The organism is Bradyrhizobium sp. WD16 (assembly GCF_024181725.1).
In the GTDB taxonomy this organism is placed as follows: domain Bacteria; phylum Pseudomonadota; class Alphaproteobacteria; order Rhizobiales; family Xanthobacteraceae; genus Bradyrhizobium_A.
Genome location: NZ_CP028908.1, coordinates 4,416,908 through 4,437,418, shown reverse-complemented (window position 1 = coordinate 4,437,418; position 20,511 = coordinate 4,416,908). Strand labels below are relative to the sequence as shown.

Here is a 20,511-nt window from a genome sequence, read left to right as displayed (position 1 = left end):
CGTCAACCGTCAGCACTCAGACCGTCAGGACATGGACCATGCAGAGCGGCTTCTTGCCCCACTGCTCGGCGACCGACGCCCGCACCGCCCGCCGCACCGATTCCGCCACTGCGTCGGGATCGCGCCGCCGCGCCCGCGGCAGGTTCTCCACCGTCGACACCACAATGTCTAAGACCTCGTCGGCGATCACCTCGCCGTCGGCGTTTTTCTCCGGAACGCCGACCAGATCGATCTCCGGGTCATCGACAAGTTCGCCCTTGTCGTCGAGCGCGAGGGCAATGAAGGCACAGCCGGCGAACGACAGTTTGCGCCGCTCCACCACGGCCCGCGCCTTGTCCGGCTCGAGCAGCATTCCGTCCTTGTAGAGCCGTCCCGACGGCACTTCGCCGATCACCGCGGGATCGCCGGGCCCCAGTCGCACGAGGTCGCCGTTGCGGCAGGTCATCACCTTGGGCACCCCGGCGGCGCGCGCCAGCCGCGCATGTTCCTCGAGGTGCAGCGCCTCGCCGTGGACCGGGATGAGGAGCTGCGGCCGCACCCAGGAAATCATCTCGCGCAGTTCGTCGCGACGTGGATGGCCGGAGACGTGAACGAGGTGGGTGCGATCGGTGATGATCTCGATGCCTTGCCGCACCAGACCGTTGACGATGGCGCTGACCGCCTTCTCGTTGCCCGGGATCGTGCGCGAAGAGAAGATCACCATGTCGCCCTTGTTGAGGGTCACGAGGGGATGGTCGTCGTTGGCGATTCGCGCGAGCGCGGCGCGCGGTTCGCCCTGGCTGCCGGTGCACAGCGCCAGCACCTTGTCCGGCGGGAAGTTGCCGTAATACTCGGCGCTGCGGAAATCGCCGATGCCGTCGAGATAGCCGCATTCGCGCGCCACCTGCACCACCCGCTCCATGGCGCGCCCGACCACCACCACTTCGCGATCGGCGGCGCGGGCCGCCTCGGCCACGGCGCGCAGGCGCGCGACGTTCGAGGCGAAGGTCGTCACCGCGACGCGGCCCCTCGCCTGCTTCACCACCGCGGCGATGGCGAGCGCGACTTCCGATTCCGACGGCGAGCGTCCTTCGCGAACGGCATTGGTCGAATCGCCGATCAGCGCCAGCACGCCCTCGTCGCCGAGTTCGCGCAGCCGCTTCTCGTCGGTCGGACGGCCGATCACCGGGGTCAGATCGATCTTCCAGTCGCCGGTGTGCAGCACGGTTCCGGCGGTGGTGCGGATCGCCAGCGCATGGGCCTCCGGAATGGAATGGGCGACCGGGATGAATTCGACGTTGAAGGGGCCGACATCGATGCGCCCTCCCGACGGCACCACGGTGATCGGGATCTGCGGCGCGCCGCGTTCGGCGGCGCGCTTGGCCTCGAACAACGACGCCGTGAAGGCCGTCGCGTAGATCGGCATCTTCAGTCGCGGCCACAGATCGATGATGGCGCCGAAGTGGTCCTCGTGGGCATGGGTCAGCACCAGCCCGACGAGGTTCTTGCGCTCGGCCTCGAGGAAGGCGACGTCCGGCATCACCAGATCGATCCCCGGCAGATGCTCTTCGTCGCCGAAGGAGACGCCGAGATCGACCGCGAGCAGGCTGCGCTGGTGCCGGCTGCCGAGGCCGTAGACCGACAGATTCATGCCGATCTCGCCAACGCCGCCGAGCGGCGCAAAAGTCAATTCGTCTGGCCGTGCCATCAAGCTGCTCCCATCGAGGCGGCGCCGCCAAAATAGACGTCGCCGGCCGAGACCGTCATCCGCGCGCCGGATGCGGTGGCCACCACGAGGCAGCCGGCCGAGTCGATGGTCTCGAATATGCCTTCCACGATACTTCCGCCACTGTGCACCGACACCCGCTGGCCAAGGCCCGCCGCACGCTCCAGCCAGGCGGCGCGAAGGGCGGCAAAGCCCCGGCCCCTGTCCCAGCGCCCGCGCCATTCCGTCCAGGCGTCGGACAGCGCCGCGAACAGCTCCTCGGCACCGACGTGAATGCCGAGGGCATGCAGCGACGTCGCCGCGGTCGCCGTGCCTTCCGGCGCGCCGACTACATTGATGCCGATCCCGACGACAACGGCAAGGCCGCCGGCGACCGGCTCGGCCTCCAGCAGGATGCCGGTGAGCTTGCGTCCGCCCGCCAGCACATCATTGGGCCATTTCAGCTGGAACGGCGCCGCGATCGCGCCGCCCGCGCGCAGCCGTGCCTCGACGCTGACCTGCTGCAGCGCGGTCTCGACCGCAAGGCCGGCAGCGAAGCCCAGTGTCGCGGCGACCGGCGGCGTCACCTCGATCACCTCGAGGACGCTGGCGGCGAGATTGCCGACCGGCGAGATCCAGGCGCGGTCGCGCCGGCCGCGGCCTGCCGTCTGGTGGTCGGTGACCAGCCACAATGGCCCGCGCTCGCCCGCCCGGGCGCAGAGCAGCGCCTCGACATTGGTCGAGCCGGTGCTTGGAAAGGAGATCAGCCGGGTGCCGGCGGCGCTGGCCCGAGGCCCGAGCGCGAAGGCCATCAGAACAGCGACTTCGCCGCCGCCGTCGCCGCGCTCACCAGCGGCCCGGGATAGACGAAGAACAAGAGGTTGAAGGTTCCCGCGATGCCGAGCACGGCGCGCAGTTCGACCTGCACCGGGTCGATCGCCCCGGCCGGCTCATCGAAATACATCACCTTGATGACCCGCAGATAGTAGTAGGCGCCGACCACGCTCGTGAGCACGCCGATGATCGACAGCGCGAACAGCCCAGCCTTGATGGCGGCGAGGAAGACGTAGAACTTGGCGAAGAAGCCGGCCAGCGGCGGAATGCCGGCGAGCGAGAACAGCAGCATCGCGAAGAAAAAGGCGATCAGCGGGTTGGTGCGGGCGAGCCCGGCGAAATCCGCGATGGTCTCGACCGCCTGGCCGTTGCGCTTCATGGCGATGATCACCGCGAAGGAAGCCAGCGTCATCGCCACGTAGATGGCGATGTAGATCAGCACGCCCTGGGCGCCCTCGGCGGTGCCGGCAGCGAGGCCGACCAGCGCGAAGCCCATATGGCCGATCGACGAATAGGCCATCAGGCGCTTGATGTTGGTCTGGCCGATGGCGGCGAAGGCGCCGAGCCCCATCGAAGCGATGGCGACGAACACCACGATCTGCTGCCAGTCGTGCACCACGCCCGGAAAGGCGGTGAGCGCGACACGGGTGAACACCGCCAGCGCCGCCACCTTCGGCGCCGAGGCGAAGAAGGCGGTGACCGGCGTCGGCGCCCCCTCGTAGACGTCGGGCGTCCACATGTGGAACGGCACCGCCGAGATCTTGAAGCACAGGCCGGCCAGCAGGAAGACGATGCCGAAGATGATGCCGGCCGAGCCCTCCGTCGCCGCGGCGGCGATGCCCGAGAAGGCGACCGTACCGGTGAAGCCGTAGATCAGGGAGGCGCCGTAGAGCAGCATGCCCGAGGACAAGGCGCCGAGGACGAAATACTTCAGGCCGGCTTCGGTCGACTTGGCGTCGTCGCGATGGCTCGCGGCGACGACATAGAGCGCAAGGCTCATCAGTTCGAGGCCGAGATAGAGCATGATGAGGTCGGCCGCCGAGATCAGCACCATCATGCCGAGCGTCGACAGCAGGATCAGCACGGCGAACTCGAAGATCCGCCGCGACGGGTCGGCGAGGAAGCCGCGCGCCATCAGCAGCGTCGCCAGCGAACCGATCAGCGCCAGGATCTTCAGGTACCGGGCGAAGTCGTCGACGATGAAGCTGCCGCCGAAGGTCGTCAGCTTGCCGGCCGGCAGCCACAGTTCCAGCGCGCCGATCACCACCAGCAGCACCGCGGCGAGCGCGGTGACCGCGCCGGTCGCCTGCTGGCCACGATAGGCGCCCACCATCAGGAGCAGCATGGCCCCCAGCGCCAGCACGATCTCCGGCAGCACGGGAACGAGATTATATCCGGCGAAGGTCATAAGCGTGGGTTCCGATCCGCTGCGGTCAGGGAAGCGAGGCGGCCTTCACCGCCGAGATCGCCTGGCTGTAGGTGGTGACGAGTTGCTGGACCGACGCCGACGACATGTCGAGCACCGGCTTGGGGTAGACGCCGAACAGGATGGTCAGCGCCACCAGCGGGCCCATGATGATGCCCTCGCGCAGCGTCAGGTCCTTGATGCTGGCGAGCGAGGCCTTGTCGAGGACGCCGAAGATGACCTTGCGGTAGAGCCACAGCGCGTAGGCCGCCGACAGGATCACGCCCAGGCTGGCGAAGGTCGCGGTCGCCGTCGAGACCTTGAAGGTGCCGAGCAGCGTCATGAATTCGCCGATGAAGCCCGACGTGCCCGGCAGGCCGACATTGGCCATGGTGAAGATCATGAACACGAAGGCGTAGAGCGGCATGCGGTTGACGAGGCCGCCATAGGCCGCGATCTCGCGGGTGTGGAGGCGGTCGTAGACAATGCCGACGCAGAGGAACAGCGCCCCCGAGACGATGCCGTGGGAGATCATCTGGAAGACGCTGCCGGCGACGCCCTGCAGGGTGCCGGCGAAGATGCCCATGGTGACGAAGCCCATATGCGCCACGGAGGAATAGGCGATCAGCTTCTTCATGTCCTCCTGCATCAGGGCCACCAGCGAGGTGTAGACGATGGCCATGACCGAGAGGGTGTAGATCAGCGGCGCGAAGTCATGCGACGCCAGCGGGAACATCGGCAGCGAGAAGCGCAGAAAACCGTAACCGCCCATCTTGAGCAGGATCGCCGCCAGGATCACCGAGCCGGCCGTCGGCGCCTCGACGTGGGCGTCCGGCAGCCAGGTGTGCACCGGCCACATCGGCATCTTCACCGCGAAGGAGGCAAAGAAGGCGAGCCAGGCCCAGGTCTGCAGGCTGCGCGGCACCGCGGTGTGCAGCAGCGTCGGGATGTCGGTGGTGCCGGCGTTCCAGTACAGCGCCATGATGGCGAGCAGCATCAGCACCGAGCCGAGCAGCGTGTAGAGGAAGAACTTGAAGCTGGCGTAGACCCGGCGCGGGCCGCCCCACACCCCGATGATCAGGAACATCGGGATCAGGCCGCCTTCGAAGAACAGGTAGAACAGCACGAGATCGAGCGCCGCGAAGGTGCCGATCATCAGCGTTTCGAGCAGCAGGAACGCCATCATGTATTCGCGCACCCGCACCTTCACCGACTTCCAGCTCGCGAGGATGCAGAACGGCATCAGGGCGGTGGTGAGGATGACGAAGGGCAGCGAAATGCCGTCGACGCCCATGCGGTAGCCGATGGTCTTTGTCAGCCACGGCGCGGTGTCGACCAACTGGAAGTCCGGCTGGGCCGGATCGAAGCGCCAGACCAGGATCAGCGACACCGCGAAGGTGATCAGCGTGGTCCACAGCGCGATCCAGCGTGCATTGCCCTGCGCGGCCTCGTCGTCGCCGCGGCTGAGCCAGACCAGGACGGCGCCGAGGATCGGCAGGAAGGTGGTGACCGAGAGAATGGGCCAGGTTGTCATTTAGTGGCCCCCGAGACCGAAGATGAACCAGGTGACGAGCCCGGCGACGCCGATCAGCATCGCGAAGGCATAGTGATAGAGATAGCCGCTCTGCAGCCGCACCGCGCCACGGGTGACGTCGAGCACCCGCGCCGAGACGCCGTCCGGACCGAAGCCGTCGATCAGGAAGCCGTCGCCCTTCTTCCACAGGAAGCGGCCGAGCCACTTCGCCGAACGGACGAAGATCACTTCGTAGAGTTCGTCGAAGTACCACTTGTTGAGCAGGAAGCGATACAGGCCCTGATGCTGCTCGGCGAGTTCGACCGGCAGATACGGCGACCGCAGGTAGAACTGGACCGCCACCAGGAGGCCGCCGACCATCATCACGGTGGGCAGGTAGGTCGCCCATTCCGGGATGTGGTGCATGTGGTCGATGATCTCCGGATTCATCTTCAGCGACTCGCGGAAGAATTCCTCGATGCCGTGACCGGCGAACAGCTCCTTGAACGGCAGGCCGGCGAGGATCGAGCCGGCGGCGAGCACGCCGAGCGGCACCAGCATCACCAGCGGGCTCTCATGGGCGGCCTCGTGGTGGTGCTCGTCATGGGGCTGGCCGAAGAAGGTCTTGAACACCAGGCGCCACGAATAGAACGAGGTCAGGCCGGCGGCGACCACCGTCAGGATGAAGGCATAGAGCGCGAACGGATTATGCGCGGCGTAGGCCGACTCGATGATCGCGTCCTTGGAGAAGTAGCCGGCGAACAGCGGGAAGCCGGTCAGCGCCAGGGTGCCGATGCACATCACGAAGAAGGTGAAGGGAATCTTCCGCCACAGCCCGCCCATCATCCGGATGTCCTGCTCGTGGTGCATGGCATGGATCACCGAGCCGGCACCGAGGAACAACAGCGCCTTGAAGAAGGCGTGGGTGAAGAGGTGGAAGATGCCGACCGAATAGGCCCCTGCCCCCATGGCCACGAACATGTAGCCGAGCTGCGAGCAGGTCGAATAGGCGACGATGCGCTTGATGTCGTTCTGCACGAGGCCGATGGTGGCGGCGAAGAACGCCGTGGTCGCGCCGATGAACATCACGAAGGCCTGGGCGGTCGGCGCCAGTTCGAACAGCGGCGACAGGCGTGCCACCATGAAGACGCCGGCGGTCACCATGGTCGCGGCGTGGATCAATGCCGAAACCGGGGTCGGGCCTTCCATGGCGTCCGGCAACCAGGTGTGCAGCAGGAACTGCGCCGACTTGCCCATGGCGCCCATGAACAGCAGCAGACAGGTCAGGGTCAGGGCGTCGACGTTCCAGCCGAACATCGGAATGGTCTTGCCGCTGAGCCCGGGCGCGGCGGCGAAGATGGTCTCGAAATCGGTCGAGCCGACCAGCGCGAAGATCGCGAAGATGCCGAGCCCGAAGCCGAAGTCGCCGACGCGGTTGACGACGAAGGCCTTGATCGCAGCGGCGTTGGCCGAGGGACGCTGGTACCAGAAGCCGATCAAGAGATAGCTGGCGAGACCGACGCCCTCCCAGCCGAAGTACAGCTGCACCAGATTGTCGGCAGTCACCAGCATCAGCATGGCGAAGGTGAACAGCGACAGATAGGCCATGAAGCGCGGCCGGTGCGGGTCCTCGTGCATGTAGCCGATGGAATAGAGGTGGACGAGCGAGGACACCGTCGTCACGACCACCAGCATGACCGCCGTCAGGGTGTCGACCCGCAGCGACCAGGCGACGTTGAGGTCGCCCGACACGATCCAGGGCAGCAGCAGGGCGCGGACGTCGTGATGCAGGAAACCGACATCGACGAACATCACCCATGACAGCGCCGCCGACGCCAGCAGCAGCGCCGTGGTGATCAGTTCGGCGGCGCGGGAGCCCGCCGCCGCCGGCTCGACCGCGTGGTCGTCGTGGCCGTGGGCATCGCCGTGCGCGGCGGACCCGGCGTGGGTGTTGTGGATCGCCGCGACGTCGGCGCCGACCGGCGCGGCATGGCCGTGGCCATGCTCCATCTCGTCGCCGCTCGGGTTGCGGGCGTGCGCGCCGGCAAGTGCGATCAGGCCGGCGAGGACGGCGCCCAGCAGGGGCAGGAAAACAATCGCCTGGATCATGTCGCCGTCAGCCCTTCATCAGATTGATGTCTTCGACCGCGATCGAACCGCGGTTGCGGTAGAACACCACCAGTACGGCAAGTCCGATCGCCGCCTCCGCCGCCGCCACCGTCAGCACCAGCAGCGCGAACACCTGGCCGACGATGTCGTTGAGGAAGGTCGAGAACGCCACGAGGTTGACGTTGACGGCGAGCAGGATCAGCTCGATCGACATCAGGATGACGATGACGTTCTTGCGGTTGAGGAAAATGCCGAGAATCCCGAGCGTGAACAGGATCGCGCCGACCGAGAGGTAATGTCCGAGCCCGATGGTCATCGCACCCACTCCTGCGCGTCCTTGTCCTGCAGCCCCTGCCCGCTCGGCACCTTGCGCACCGCCATGGCGGTGGCCTTGCCGCGCGCGTTCTGCACCGGAATGCTCTGGCGCTTGACGTTCGCCTTGTGGCGCAGCGTCAGCACGATGGCGCCGATCATGGCGACCAGCAGCACCGCGCCCGCGAGCTGGAAATACGCCAGATAGCGGGTGTAGAGCACGAGCCCGAGCGCCTCGGCGTTGGTCACGTTGTGCGGGATCGGCGCCGCGATGCTCCTGGTCAGCGCCGGGCTGATCGCCCAGCCGCCGGCGACCAGCAGCAGCTCGGCGAGGAAGATCGCGCCGATCAGCAGGCCGACCGGCAGATACTCCAGGAAGCCCTGCCGCAGTTCGGTGAAGTCGACGTCCAGCATCATGATGACGAACAGGAACAGCACCGCCACCGCGCCGACATAGACCACCACCAGGATCATGGCGAGGAACTCGGCGCCCATCAGCATGAACAGCCCCGAGGCATTGACGAAGGCGAGGATCAGGAACAGCACCGAGTGCACGGGATTGCGCGAGGCAATCACCATCACCGCGGAAGCGACGCAGATGCCCGCGAAGAGATAGAAGAACAGCGCCGGAAGGATCATGCCCTCACCTCAGCGGTACGGCGCGTCGAGCGCGATGTTCTTCGCGATCTCGCGCTCCCAGCGGTCGCCGTTGGCGAGCAGCTTGGCCTTGTCATAATAGAGCTCCTCGCGCGTCTCGGTCGCGAACTCGAAATTCGGCCCCTCGACGATGGCGTCGACCGGGCAGGCCTCCTGGCACATCCCGCAATAGATGCACTTCACCATGTCGATGTCGTAGCGCACGGTGCGGCGGGTGCCGTCGTTGCGACGCGGGCCGGCCTCGATGGTGATGGCCTGGGCGGGGCAGATCGCCTCGCAGAGCTTGCAGGCGATGCAGCGTTCCTCGCCGTTGGGATAGCGGCGCAGCGCATGCTCGCCGCGGAAGCGCGGCGAGATCGGCCCCTTCTCGAAGGGGTAGTTCAGCGTCGGCTTCGGCTTGAAGAAATAGCGCATGGCGAGAACGAACGCCGAGGCGAACTCTTTGAGCAGCAGCGAACGGGCGGCAGTGGCGACACTCATGACGGCCTCACTTCGGCGCAAGTCCGCCGAACTGCAGGACGGCGGCAACCACGACCACCATCGCCAGCGAGATCGGCAGGAAGACCTTCCAGCCCAGGCGCATCAGCTGATCGTAGCGATAGCGCGGGACGATGGCCTTGGCCATCGCGAACAGGAAGAACATGAACAGTAGTTTGAGCACGAACCAGATCACGCCCGGCACCCAGGTGAAGGGCGCGATCGGGAATGGCGGCAGCCAGCCGCCCATGAACAGGATCGCTCCCATGGCGCACATGGTGGCGATGGCAACGTACTCGCCGAGCATGAACATCATGTACGGCGTCGAGCCGTATTCCACCATGAAGCCGGCGACGAGCTCCGATTCCGCCTCGACGAGGTCGAACGGCGGACGGTTGGTCTCCGCCAGCGCCGAGACGTAGAAGATCACGAACAGCGGCAGCAGCGGCAGCCAGTACCAGCCGAACAGGCCGAAGCGGGTGTTCTGGGCCTCGACGATGGCCGTGAGGTTGAGCGAGCCGACGCAGAGCAGAACGCTGACGATGACGAAGCCGATCGAGACCTCGTAGGACACCATCTGCGCCGCCGAGCGCAGCGCCGCCAGGAACGGGTATTTCGAGTTCGACGCCCAGCCGGCCATGATGATGCCGTAGATCGAGAGCGACGAGATCGCGAAGATGTAGAGCACGCCGACATTGATGTCGGCAATGACCCAGCCGAGATTGACCGGGATCACCGCCCAGGCGGCGAGCGCCAGGATGCAGGACACCAGCGGCGCCAGGAGGAAGACGCCCTTGTTCGACCCCGCCGGGATCACCGGCTCCTTGAGCACGAACTTCAGAAGGTCGGCGAAGGACTGGAACAGGCCCCAGGGCCCGACCACGTTGGGACCGCGGCGGATCTGCACCGCCGCCCAGATCTTGCGGTCGGCGAGCAGGATGTAGGCGATCCCGACCAGGAGGATCACGAGGAGCAGCAGGCTCTGCGCCACCATGATGATGAGCGGCCAGAGATAGCTGGTCCAGAACTCTGCGAAGGTCATCGACTTACTCCGCTGCGGTCAGGACGCGGCCGGCCGCGAGGCGTGAACATTCGGCCATCGTCGCAGAGGCCCGCGCGATGGGGTTGGTGAGGTAGAAATCCTCGAGGGCCGGCTTGAACGGCGCCTTGTCGATCGCGCCGCCGCGCGCCGCCAGCGTCGTCACCGCCGCGGCGTCCGCGGGGGCGATCTGGTCGACGCGGCCGAGATGCGGCACCGCCTTGACGATCGCCTGGCGCAGCGCCGCGAGCGAGTCGTAGGCGAGCCGCCTGCCGACCACCTCCGACAGCGCCCGCAGGATCGCCCAGTCCTCGCGCGCCTCGCCCGGCGGGAAAGCGGCGCGACTGGCGACCTGCACCCGCCCCTCGGTGTTGACGAAGATGCCGGTCTTCTCGGTATAGGCCGCGCCCGGCAGGATGACGTCGGCGCGATGGGCGCCGCGATCGCCATGGGTGCCGATGTAGACGACGAAGGTGCCGTCCGGGATCTTGATCTCGTCGGCGCCGAGCGCGAACAGCACGTCGAGCGAGCCGGGGGTCGTCATCTGCGCCAGGCCGAGGCCGCCCTTCCCCGGCGCGAAGCCGATGTCGAGCGCCCCCACCGTCGAGGCGGCGGCGTGCAGCACGGCAAATCCGTTCCAGCCGTCCTTGACCGCGCCGATCTTGGCCGCGAGCTTCGCCGCCTGGGCCAGCACCGCGGCACCGTCCGGGCGCGCGGTCACGCCGGCGCCGACCAGCACGATCGGGTTCTGCGCGCCCTTGAGCACGTCGGCGAAGGAATGACGGCCGGCAGCGAGTTCGGCCAGGGTGTCGGTGCCGGCGCCGAGATGCTCGTAGGCGTAGGTCAGGTCGGCCTTCTCGCCGATGACGCCGATCTTGAGCTTGCCGGTGCGCCAGCGCTTGCGGATGCGGGCGTTGAGGACCGCCGCCTCCTTGCGCGGATTCGAGCCGACGATCAGCAGGGCATCGGCCTGCTCGAGGCCGGCGATGGTCGGATTGAAGATGTAGGAGGCGCGGCCGAGCGCGGGATCGAACGCCGCCCCGCCCTGCACGGCGAGATTGCCCGAGCCGAGCTGCGCCAGGAGATCCTTGAGCGCGAACATCTCCTCGACCGCGGCGAGATCGCCGGCGACGGCGCCGATGCGCTTCGCCTCGGCGTGCTGCAGCTTCAAGGCGACGACGGCGAAGGCCTCCTGCCAGGACGCCGGCCGCAGCTTGCCGCCCTCACGGACATAGGGCCGGTCGAGACGCTGGGTGCGCAACCCGTCGACGATGTGCCGCGTCTTGTCGGAAATCCATTCCTCGTTGATCGCCTCGTTGACGCGCGGCAGCACGCGCATCACCTCGCGGCCGCGGGTATCGACCCGGATCGCCGAGCCGAGGCCGTCCATGACGTCGATCGACTGGGTCTTGCCGAGCTCCCACGGCCGCGCCGCGAAGGCGTAGGGCTTGGAGGTCAGGGCGCCCACCGGGCAGATGTCGACGAGGTTGCCCTGCAGCTCCGAGCTCAGGGCGCTTTCGAGATAGGTGGTGATCTCCACGTCCTCGCCGCGGCCGGTGGCGCCCATTTCCGGCACGCCGCAGACTTCGGTCGAGAACCGCACGCAGCGGGTGCACTGGATGCAGCGGGTCATCGAGGTCTTGACCAGCGCGCCGAGATACTTGTCCTCGACGGCGCGCTTGTTCTCGGCGAAGCGGCTGGTGTCGACGCCATAGCCCATGGCCTGGTCCTGCAAATCGCATTCGCCGCCCTGGTCGCAGATCGGGCAGTCGAGCGGATGGTTGATCAGCAGGAATTCCATCACGCCTTCGCGCGCCTTCTTGACCATCGGCGAGCGGGTCGAGACCGACGGCAGTTCGCCGTTGGGACCCGGCCGGCAGTCGCGCACGCCCCAGGCGCAGCTCGCCACCGGCTTGGGCGAGCCCTTCACCTCGACGAGGCACATGCGGCAGTTGCCGGCGATGGACAGCCGTTCGTGGTAGCAGAAGCGCGGGATCTCGGCGCCGGCGGCCTCGCAGGCCTGCAGCAGCGTGTATTCCGCGGGAACGTCGACTTCCTTGCCGTCGATGAGCAGCTTCGTCATTGCAGTTTACTCCGCCGCCGCCATGCGGGCGGGATCGAGCACGCCCACATCGCCGGGATCGGCATTGCGCGAGAAGGCGTCGATACGCCGTTCGATCTCCGGCCGGAAGTGCCGGATCAGACCCTGGATCGGCCAGGCGGCAGCGTCGCCGAGCGCGCAGATGGTGTGGCCCTCGACCTGGGTCGTGACCTGGAGCAGCATGTCGATCTCGCGCTTGTGGGCGCGGCCCTCGACCATGCGCGACAGCACGCGCCACATCCAGCCGGTGCCCTCGCGGCACGGCGTGCACTGGCCGCAGCTCTCGTGCTTGAAGAAGTAGCTGATGCGCGCGATCGCGGCGATCACGTCGGTGGACTTGTCCATCACGATCACGCCCGCCGTGCCGAAGCTCGACTTCACCGCGCGCGTGCCATCGAAATCCATGATGAGGTCGTGACAATCGGCCGCCGGGATCAGCGGACACGACGCGCCGCCGGGAATGATCGCCAGGAGATTGTCCCAGCCGCCGCGGATGCCGCCGCCGTGCTTCTCGATGAGCTCCCGGAACGGAATGCCCATCGCCTCCTCGACGACGCAGGGCGTGTTGACGTGCCCGGAAATGCCGAACAGCTTGGTGCCGACATTGTTGGGCCGGCCGATGCCGGCGAACCAGGCGGCGCCGCGGCGCAGGATGTCGGGCGCGACCGCGATCGACTCGACGTTGTTGACGGTGGTCGGGCAGCCGTAGAGGCCCATATTGGCCGGGAAAGGCGGCTTGAGACGCGGCTGGCCCTTCTTGCCCTCGAGGCTTTCCAGCAGCGCGGTCTCCTCGCCGCAGATATAGGCGCCGGCGCCGTGATGGACGTAGAGGTCGAAGGGATAGCCGTGGATGTTGTCCTTGCCGATCAGCTTGGCCTCATAGGCCTGATCGACCGCGGCCTGCAGCCGCTCGCGCTCGCGGATGAATTCGCCGCGCACGTAGACGTAGCAGACATGGGCGCCCATGGCGAAGCTCGCCAGCAGGCAGCCCTCGACCAGCAGATGGGGGTCGTGGCGCAGGATCTCGCGGTCCTTGCAGGTGCCCGGCTCGGATTCGTCGGCATTGACCACGAGGTAGTGCGGCCGGCCGTCGGATTCCTTGGGCATGAAGGACCATTTCAGCCCGGTCGGGAAGCCGGCGCCGCCGCGGCCGCGCAGGCCCGAGGCCTTCATCTCGTTGATGATCCAGTCGCGGCCCTTCTCGAGGATGGACTTGGTGCCATCCCAGGCGCCGCGCTCGCGCGCGCCCTTCAGCCCCCAGTCGTGGAGGCCGTAGAGATTCCTGAAGATGCGGTCCTTGTCGTCCAGCATCACGCTTTGTCCTTCACAGGGACGGCCTTTCCGGCGACGTCCTTCAACGTGGTCGGCCCGCCCTGGGGCGCGGAGAACTGGCGGCCGTTCTGCGGCCCCGGCTGCGGCGGCTTGCCGGCGGCGAAGCCGTCGAGCACCTTGTTCAGGCTCTCGGGGGTGAGGTCCTCGTAGGTGTCCTTCCAGATCTGGACCATCGGCGCATTCACGCAGGCGCCGAGGCACTCGACCTCCTCCCAGCTGAAATCGCCGTCGGCGGACAGGTGGAAGGGCTCGTGATGGATGCGGTGCTCGCAGACCTTCTTCAGCTCGTCGGCGCCGCGCAGCTTGCAGGGCGTGGTGCCGCAGACCTGGACATGGGCCTTCTTGCCCACCGGCTGGAGCTGGAACATGGTGTAGAAGGTCGCGACCTCGAGGACACGGATATAGGGCATGTCGAGCAGGTCGGCGACGGCACGGATCGCCGGCTCCGACACCCAGCCGTCATGCTGCTCCTGCACCTTCCACAGGATCGGGATCACCGCCGATGCCTGGCGGCCCGCCGGATATTTCGCGATCTGCGCCCTGGCCCAGGCGAGATTTTCCGGCGTGAATTCGAAGCTGGCGGGCTGCAGCTCCTTGGGGGCGAGGCGGCGGACGGACATGACGGTCTCTTTGGCGATCTCGTTAATGAACGCGGCGCGAGACGCGCTCGTTCAGGTTGGCGAAACGGTCCTGCCAGAACGCGCTCGCGGTGGCGAACACGTTGTAGCCGACATTGGTCGCGACCTTGACGCGGTCGAGCACCGACAGGTCGGTGACGGGCTCGAAGCGGCGGACGGCGCGATCGAGCAGGATCAGCTGCATCGGGGTCTGTTCGAGGATGTAGCGCGACACGCTGTGGCTGCGATCGGAGCCGTGGTCCTCGCACAACAGCACCGACCAGTAGCCGTAATTGGCGCCGCCATCGACCAGCGCGTAGTCGATGTCGCGGCAGTCCTCGAACAGGATCTCGAGCTCGTCCTCGTAGCGGAAGCCGCGATAGAGCAGCTTGCTCCAGTAGCCGTCGCCATAGGGAAAGGCGAAGATCGCGTCGTCGTTGAGCTTGACCGCGTTGAGCTTGACCGCGATGTCACGCGCCGGCAGCGCCTTGCGCTGGAAATTGGCGCAGACGTTGTCGCCGCGATACGAGAACGGCGCCGACATCTTGGTGCCGGCCACCAGGGACATTGCCGCAAGCCGCTCCCATGCGTTCGTCCCCTCGAGGACGCCCGTCGCCCGGTCGAACCGGATGGGAGCCTGCACGATCACCGATCGACCTCGCCGAACACGATGTCGAGCGAGCCGAGAATGGCCGAGACGTCGGCCAGGAGGTGGCCCTTGCAGATGAAATCCATCGCCTGCAGATGGGCGAAGCCCGGCGCCCGGATCTTGCACTTGTAGGGCTTGTTGCCGCCGTCGGCGACGAGATAGACGCCGAACTCGCCCTTGGGCGCCTCGACCGCGGCATAGACCTCGCCGGCGGGCACGTGGAAGCCCTCGGTATAGAGCTTGAAGTGATGGATCAGCGCTTCCATCGAGCGCTTCATCTCGCCGCGGCGCGGCGGGAAGATCTTGTTGTCCTCGACGGCGACGGGCCCCTGCCCGTCCGGCGCGCGCAGCTTCTCGATGCACTGCTTCATGATGCGCACCGACTGGCGCATCTCCTCGACGCGGATGCAGTAGCGATCGTAGCAGTCGCCGTTCTTGCCGACCGGGACGTCGAAATCCATCTCGGCATAGCACTCGTAGGGCTGCGCCTTGCGCAGGTCCCAGGCGGCGCCGGAGCCGCGCACCATCACCCCGGAGAAGCCCCAGGCCCAGGCCTGCTCCAGCGTCACCACGCCGATATCGACGTTGCGCTGCTTGAAGATGCGATTGTCGGTCAGCAGGGTCTCGAGGTCGTCGACGACCTTGAGGAACGGATCGCACCAGTCCCAGATGTCGTCGATCAGCTTGGACGGCAGGTCCTGGTGGACGCCGCCGATGCGGAAATAGGCCGCATGCATCCGGCTGCCCGAGGCGCGCTCGTAGAACACCATGAGCTTCTCGCGTTCCTCGAAGCCCCACAGCGGCGGCGTCAGGGCGCCGACGTCCATCGCCTGGGTGGTGACGTTGAGGAGGTGCGAGAGGATGCGGCCGATCTCGCAATAGAGCACGCGGATCAGACTGCCGCGCCGCGGCACGGTGATGCCGAGCAGCTTCTCGGCGGCGAGGCAGAAGGCATGCTCCTGGTTCATCGGCGCGACGTAGTCGAGCCGGTCGAAATAGGGAATCGCCTGCAGATAGGTCTTCTGCTCGATCAGCTTCTCGGTGCCGCGATGCAGCAGGCCGATGTGCGGATCGACCCGCTCCACCACCTCGCCATCGAGCTCCAGCACGAGGCGCAGCACGCCGTGCGCCGCCGGATGCTGCGGTCCGAAATTGATCGTGAAATTGCGCAGTGACGCCTCAGCCATCAATTGCCTGCCTTTCCGGTGCTCGCCTTCTCGTCGCCGGGCAGCGGATAGTCCGCGCCTTCCCAGGGCGACAGGAAGTCGAACTTGCGGAATTCCTGGTTGAGCCGGACCGGCTCATAGACCACCCGCTTCTCCTCGTCGTCGTAGCGGACCTCGACGAAGCCGGTGAGCGGGAAATCCTTGCGCAGCGGATGGCCGTCGAACCCGTAATCGGTGAGCAGCCGCCGCATGTCGGGGTGACCGGTGAAGATCACGCCGTACAGATCGTAGGTTTCGCGCTCGAACCAGTCGGCGCCGGGAAACACCTCGATGATCGAGGGCACCTGGGTCGTCTCGCCGGCCTCGCCGCGCAGCCGCACCCGCGCGTTCAGCGTCGGCGACAGCAGGTGATAGACCACGTCGAAGCGGCTCTCGCGGCCCGGATAGTCCACCGCCGTCACATCGACGATGTTGACGAAGCGCAACCGCGGATCGTCGCGCAGCACGCGCACCACCTCGACGATCCGGGACAGATCGACGATGACGTCGAGCTGATTGAAGGCCACGCGATGCGACAGCGCGGCGCCGGGCAGCGCCTCGACCATCGTCAAACCCAGGGCGTCGAGCTTTGCGTCGTCCATGCCTTTGCCAGCCTTCAGCGTTCGATGGTGCCGGTGCGCCGGATCTTCTTCTGCAGCAGCATGACGCCGTAGAGCAGCGCCTCCGCCGTCGGCGGACAACCGGGCACGTAGATATCGACGGGCACGACGCGATCGCAGCCGCGCACCACCGAATAGGAATAATGATAGTAGCCGCCGCCGTTGGCGCAGGAGCCCATCGAGATGACGTAGCGCGGCTCCGGCATCTGGTCGTACACCTTGCGCAGCGCCGGGGCCATCTTGTTGGTCAGGGTGCCGGCGACGATCATCACGTCGGACTGGCGCGGCGAAGCCCGCGGCGCGAAGCCGAAGCGCTCGGCATCGTAGCGCGGCATCGACATCTGCATCATCTCGACGGCGCAGCAGGCGAGACCGAAGGTCATCCACATCAGCGAGCCGGTGCGCGCCCAGGTGATCAGCTCGTCGGTCGCGGTGACGAAGAAGCCCTTGTCCGCGAGTTCGTTGTTGACCTCGAGGAAAAAGCGATCATCGGCGCCGACCGGCTTGCCGGTGCGCGGGTCGAGAATTCCTGTGGCGGCGGGCGCCACTGCGGGCTGGATCAATCCCATTCCAGCGCCCCTTTCTTCCATTCATAGGCGAAGCCGACGGTAAGGACGCCGAGGAAAACCATCATCGACCAGAAGCCGGCTGCGCCGAGCTTGCCGAAGGCCACCGCCCAGGGAAACAGGAAGGCGACCTCGAGATCGAAGATAATGAAGAGGATGGCGACCAGGTAGAACCGCACGTCGAACTTCATGCGCGCGTCGTCGAAAGCGTTGAAGCCGCATTCGTAGGCGGAGAGCTTTTCCGGATCGGGCTGCTGATAGGCCACCAGGAAGGGCGCCACCAGAAGCGCCAGACCGATCACTCCCGCCACGCCGATGAAGACGACAAGCGGAAGATAGCTCTGCAAGATGCCGTTCATCGGCGACCTCGATTTTCGGCGGAGGAGGTTGGTTCCGCAGATTCGCGAAACCTTTGGAACGGTTCTGAATTAGCGCAGCGCAACAGGGGGCGCAAGACAAGGTGTCTTGAGGGCTTATAGCGCGTGTCCGGCTGGGGACAACCATCTATTTCAATGGGATAGCGCCCTTTGACCGGGTGAGGCCCGTGCGCCACGCCGAACCGGCCGGACGGCCGCCCCAGCCCGCCCCGCCTGCCCGCCGGGCGGTGTCAATCGCGCCGCCGCCTCGTTCCGAATGTCGCCGGGGCGGCGGCGGGGCTCAACATGCACAATCCTGCCTGCGTCGCATCGGCCGGGGGTGGCGCCGCGGCCGCTCCGTCCGCCGAGTTCAGCGGTGGTGGGCGCCCTCCTCGACCGGCACAGTGCCCTCGAAGGTGGAAAACAGGGCGAGGCGCTCGGCAGCGACATGACGCTCGGCCTCGGCCAGCGCGGCCGCCAATTGCGCGGCGGCCGGCCGCGGGATCCCGGTTCGCACCAGGGCGTCGGCCGATCTGATCTCCTCGCCGCTGCACAGCACGATGATCCAGCCGTCGATCGCGCCTTCGATCGCGCCATGGACGGCGCGCCGCAGCAGCGCGCGGCCCCCGGTCGCCCCCTGGCTCCAGTCGGCGACGGCATGGTCGCCGGCCACGACCACCGGCTCGACCACCAGCCGCTGATCGGGCCTGTCGAAGGCCGCCATCAACACGGCGCGGATGGCGTCGTCCTCCGACCCCGCAGAGCCCGACCCGGCCGGAACGGAGAGCATCAAGGCCGTGGACAGGGCCAACCCCAGAGACCTGAGCGACATCATCCCCTCCTCACAGCTTGTAGCGAATGCCGGCATAGACCGCGCGGCCGTTCCCCGGATTGAACAGGCGCGAGGTCGGATCGGCCCGATCGATGATGCTGGTCGCGGCGATATAGGCCTTGTCCGAAAGATTGCGGCCTTCCACGTAGGCCGAGAAATGCCTGCCGTCGTCGTAGGTCGCCTTGAGGCCCCACAAGACGTAGGGATCGGTCGCCAGCGTATTGGCGCTGTCGACGTAGTAGGCCTGCGGCACCCACTCGATGTTCGGCCCGAAGGAGATCCCGCTCGGGTGCCGGTAGAGCAGCTCCGCCCGCAGAAAATGCGACGGCGCCCCCGGCAGCCGGTTGTCGCCGAAGCGGGCGTCATGGTCGTAGCGGAAATCGCTGTAGGTGTAGGCGACGTTGAGCCAGATCCGGTCCGGCTGATCGCTGTTCACCGCAAGGCCCCTGAACAGGGTGGCGCCGAACCCGGCCTCGACGCCCTGGTGGACGGTGCGGTCGGCATTGGTGACGTTGCAGTTGCCGAACGAGCTGTAGAAGCATTGCAGCTCGTTGCGGATATCGGCGCGATAGAGCGCGAGATCCCAGCTGTAATCCGGTCGTCGCCCCCGCGTGCCGATCTCGTAGGTCGTCGCGGTCTGCGCCTTGATGTCGTAGAACGGAATGGTCGGATAATTGGGATGGAGGAAGTTCGGCGCGACGTTTTCGCCGAAGCTCGGCGCCTCGGCGCTGCGCGAGACATTGGCGAAGACCTGCCAGGCGGGATCGACGTCCCAGACGATGCCCCCCTTCGGGCTCCACAGGCTGAAGCTGCTGCGCCCCGGAACATCGCCATTGAGCGAGAAATTCACCTGCTGGTCGCGCACCGCATAGAGAAACTGGGTGCCGGCGACCAGCGACACGGTCGGCACGACGTACCAGGCGTCTTCGAGATAGGCGGTGTAGTTCTCGGGTTTCTGGACCAGCGCCGACTGCTGGGCGCCCTTGTTGCCGCCGATGTTCTGGTACTGGTTGGCGTCGATCGTGCCGTTCTGGATGTTGAGGCCGACAGTGACGCGGTTGCGGTGGCCGCCGACGATGCGATCGTCGGCCGCGCGGACGAACCCGCCGTAATCGGCGTAGCGATAGTCGAGCCACTGGTAGATCGGATGCATCAGATGCCGGTCGACGCCGAAGATGCCGAAATCGATGGTGGTGCTGTCGAGACGCAGGGTCGACTTGTTGGCGACGCGGATGGTGTCGATATTGCGTTGCCAATCGTTGACGACATTGTCCGTCCAGGCCGCCTGCGGCGTCGTGAGCGCCGCGGTCCTGGTGACCTCGCCTGGAATGCGCTGACGCACCGAATTGGCGTTGAGGTAGAACCTCGTCTCGAAGTCCGGCGAAAACTGGTAGCCGATGTTGGCGCTGCCGCGCTCGCCGAAGCCGGAGCTGTGGTCGCGGTAGCCGTCGTTGCGCCACGACGAGCCGGTGACGAAATAGTCCGCCGGACCGGACGCGCCGCCCGAACTGGCCTGGCCGCGAAGATAGCCGAAGGCGCCGCCATCGACCCTCCCGTCGAACCACGAGGCGTCCCGCCCGCTCGGCATGACGAAATTGATCGCGCCGCCGAGCGAGTTGCCGCCGAAGCGCAGGGCATTGGCGCCCTTGAAGACCTCGACATAGCGGTAGGCCGTCGGATCGATCTCCTGGAAATCGCCGTAGCCGTCGGACGTATTGATGGGAATCCCGTCCATGAAGAGCTGGGTGCCGCGCAGATGAAAGTTGCGCGACAGGCCCGAGCCGCGGATCGCCAGGCGCGTGTCGTCCCCCCATTTCGGCTGGACGAAGACGCCGGGCACATAGTCGAGCATGTCCTTGATGCTCTGCGCCGGCGCATTCTTGAAGGCGGTGTCGGGCACCACGGCCACCGCGCCGGGAATACGCGCCAATTCCGTGGTGGCCTGCCGGGTGTCGGCGACCGTCAGGCTCGCAGGGGCCGCGGGCTGCGGCAGCGGTGCGGCCGGCGATCGGTTGGCTCGGGCAACGCCCGTCCGCGACGACCGCTTCGCCTGGGGCTTCGCCTGCTGCTGGGCGGGTCGCTTCTTGGCGGCATCGACGATGACCGGCGGAAGGACCGAGCGATTCTGGGCATGAGACTGGACTGGAACAGAGGCGAGCAGCGCCGCCGCGCCGAGCGCGGGTACGTGACGAAACATGGGAGG

Annotated in this window: 19 protein-coding genes; all 19 read right to left on the bottom strand. The window is 66.7% G+C overall.

The features are described 5' to 3' along the window. Window positions 1-16 precede the first annotated feature (16 nt). Window positions 17-1,687 carry a ribonuclease J gene (locus DB459_RS20650; RefSeq protein ID WP_253707221.1) on the bottom strand — a complete coding sequence of 557 codons (1,671 nt, stop codon included), beginning with the start codon at window positions 1,685-1,687 and terminating at the stop codon, window positions 17-19. Beyond that, window positions 1,687-2,496, bottom strand: coding sequence for a biotin--[acetyl-CoA-carboxylase] ligase (locus tag DB459_RS20645; protein WP_253707219.1), 810 nt, complete (start codon window positions 2,494-2,496; stop codon window positions 1,687-1,689). Before DB459_RS20645 ends, DB459_RS20650 begins: the two co-directional genes overlap by 1 nt. Continuing rightward, entirely contained in the window at window positions 2,496-3,926 is a 1,431-nt protein-coding gene (nuoN, locus tag DB459_RS20640) for an NADH-quinone oxidoreductase subunit NuoN (RefSeq protein WP_253707217.1), read from the bottom strand. Before nuoN ends, DB459_RS20645 begins: the two co-directional genes overlap by 1 nt. A gap of 25 nt (window positions 3,927-3,951) precedes the next feature. Further along, window positions 3,952-5,457, bottom strand: coding sequence for an NADH-quinone oxidoreductase subunit M (locus DB459_RS20635; protein WP_253707214.1), 1,506 nt, complete (start codon window positions 5,455-5,457; stop codon window positions 3,952-3,954). Then, window positions 5,458-7,545 carry an NADH-quinone oxidoreductase subunit L gene (gene nuoL / locus DB459_RS20630; protein ID WP_253707212.1) on the bottom strand — a complete coding sequence of 696 codons (2,088 nt, stop codon included), beginning with the start codon at window positions 7,543-7,545 and terminating at the stop codon, window positions 5,458-5,460. Window positions 7,546-7,552: 7 nt separating this feature from the next. After that, on the bottom strand, window positions 7,553-7,861 hold the full coding sequence (gene nuoK / locus DB459_RS20625; protein WP_253707210.1) for an NADH-quinone oxidoreductase subunit NuoK: 309 nt from the start codon (window positions 7,859-7,861) through the stop codon (window positions 7,553-7,555). Beyond that, complete coding sequence (locus DB459_RS20620; protein ID WP_253707208.1) at window positions 7,858-8,496, bottom strand: NADH-quinone oxidoreductase subunit J; 639 nt, start codon at window positions 8,494-8,496, stop codon at window positions 7,858-7,860. The genes nuoK and DB459_RS20620 overlap by 4 nt, the downstream gene beginning before the upstream one ends. A gap of 9 nt (window positions 8,497-8,505) precedes the next feature. Next, window positions 8,506-8,994, bottom strand: coding sequence for an NADH-quinone oxidoreductase subunit NuoI (gene nuoI, locus DB459_RS20615; RefSeq protein WP_253707206.1), 489 nt, complete (start codon window positions 8,992-8,994; stop codon window positions 8,506-8,508). 7 nt (window positions 8,995-9,001) lie between these two features. Further along, window positions 9,002-10,033: an NADH-quinone oxidoreductase subunit NuoH gene (nuoH, locus tag DB459_RS20610; RefSeq protein ID WP_253707203.1), complete on the bottom strand. Its 1,032-nt coding sequence runs from the start codon at window positions 10,031-10,033 to the stop codon at window positions 9,002-9,004. Between the two features lie 4 nt (window positions 10,034-10,037). After that, window positions 10,038-12,113, bottom strand: a complete 2,076-nt coding sequence (gene nuoG, locus DB459_RS20605; protein WP_253707201.1) for an NADH-quinone oxidoreductase subunit NuoG — start codon at window positions 12,111-12,113, stop codon at window positions 10,038-10,040. 6 nt (window positions 12,114-12,119) lie between these two features. Next, a complete protein-coding gene (nuoF, locus tag DB459_RS20600) occupies window positions 12,120-13,442 on the bottom strand; it encodes an NADH-quinone oxidoreductase subunit NuoF (protein WP_253707199.1) in 1,323 nt (440 codons plus the stop codon). After that, entirely contained in the window at window positions 13,442-14,083 is a 642-nt protein-coding gene (nuoE, locus tag DB459_RS20595) for an NADH-quinone oxidoreductase subunit NuoE (protein ID WP_253707197.1), read from the bottom strand. Before nuoE ends, nuoF begins: the two co-directional genes overlap by 1 nt. 22 nt (window positions 14,084-14,105) lie before the next feature. Continuing rightward, on the bottom strand, window positions 14,106-14,726 hold the full coding sequence (locus DB459_RS20590; protein ID WP_253713649.1) for a hypothetical protein: 621 nt from the start codon (window positions 14,724-14,726) through the stop codon (window positions 14,106-14,108). Further along, a complete protein-coding gene (locus DB459_RS20585; protein ID WP_253707195.1) occupies window positions 14,726-15,916 on the bottom strand; it encodes an NADH-quinone oxidoreductase subunit D in 1,191 nt (396 codons plus the stop codon). Before DB459_RS20585 ends, DB459_RS20590 begins: the two co-directional genes overlap by 1 nt. Beyond that, complete coding sequence (locus DB459_RS20580; RefSeq protein ID WP_253707193.1) at window positions 15,916-16,536, bottom strand: NADH-quinone oxidoreductase subunit C; 621 nt, start codon at window positions 16,534-16,536, stop codon at window positions 15,916-15,918. Before DB459_RS20580 ends, DB459_RS20585 begins: the two co-directional genes overlap by 1 nt. Window positions 16,537-16,550: 14 nt before the next feature. Next, window positions 16,551-17,144 carry an NADH-quinone oxidoreductase subunit B family protein gene (locus DB459_RS20575; protein WP_253707182.1) on the bottom strand — a complete coding sequence of 198 codons (594 nt, stop codon included), beginning with the start codon at window positions 17,142-17,144 and terminating at the stop codon, window positions 16,551-16,553. Further along, a complete protein-coding gene (locus tag DB459_RS20570) occupies window positions 17,114-17,479 on the bottom strand; it encodes an NADH-quinone oxidoreductase subunit A (protein WP_253707180.1) in 366 nt (121 codons plus the stop codon). The genes DB459_RS20575 and DB459_RS20570 overlap by 31 nt, the downstream gene beginning before the upstream one ends. Before the next feature lie 367 nt (window positions 17,480-17,846). Continuing rightward, window positions 17,847-18,308, bottom strand: a complete 462-nt coding sequence (locus tag DB459_RS20565) for a copper uptake system-associated protein (protein WP_253707178.1) — start codon at window positions 18,306-18,308, stop codon at window positions 17,847-17,849. A 10-nt stretch (window positions 18,309-18,318) separates the two neighbouring features. Next, on the bottom strand, window positions 18,319-20,505 hold the full coding sequence (locus DB459_RS20560; RefSeq protein WP_253707176.1) for a TonB-dependent receptor: 2,187 nt from the start codon (window positions 20,503-20,505) through the stop codon (window positions 18,319-18,321). Window positions 20,506-20,511 lie beyond the last annotated feature (6 nt).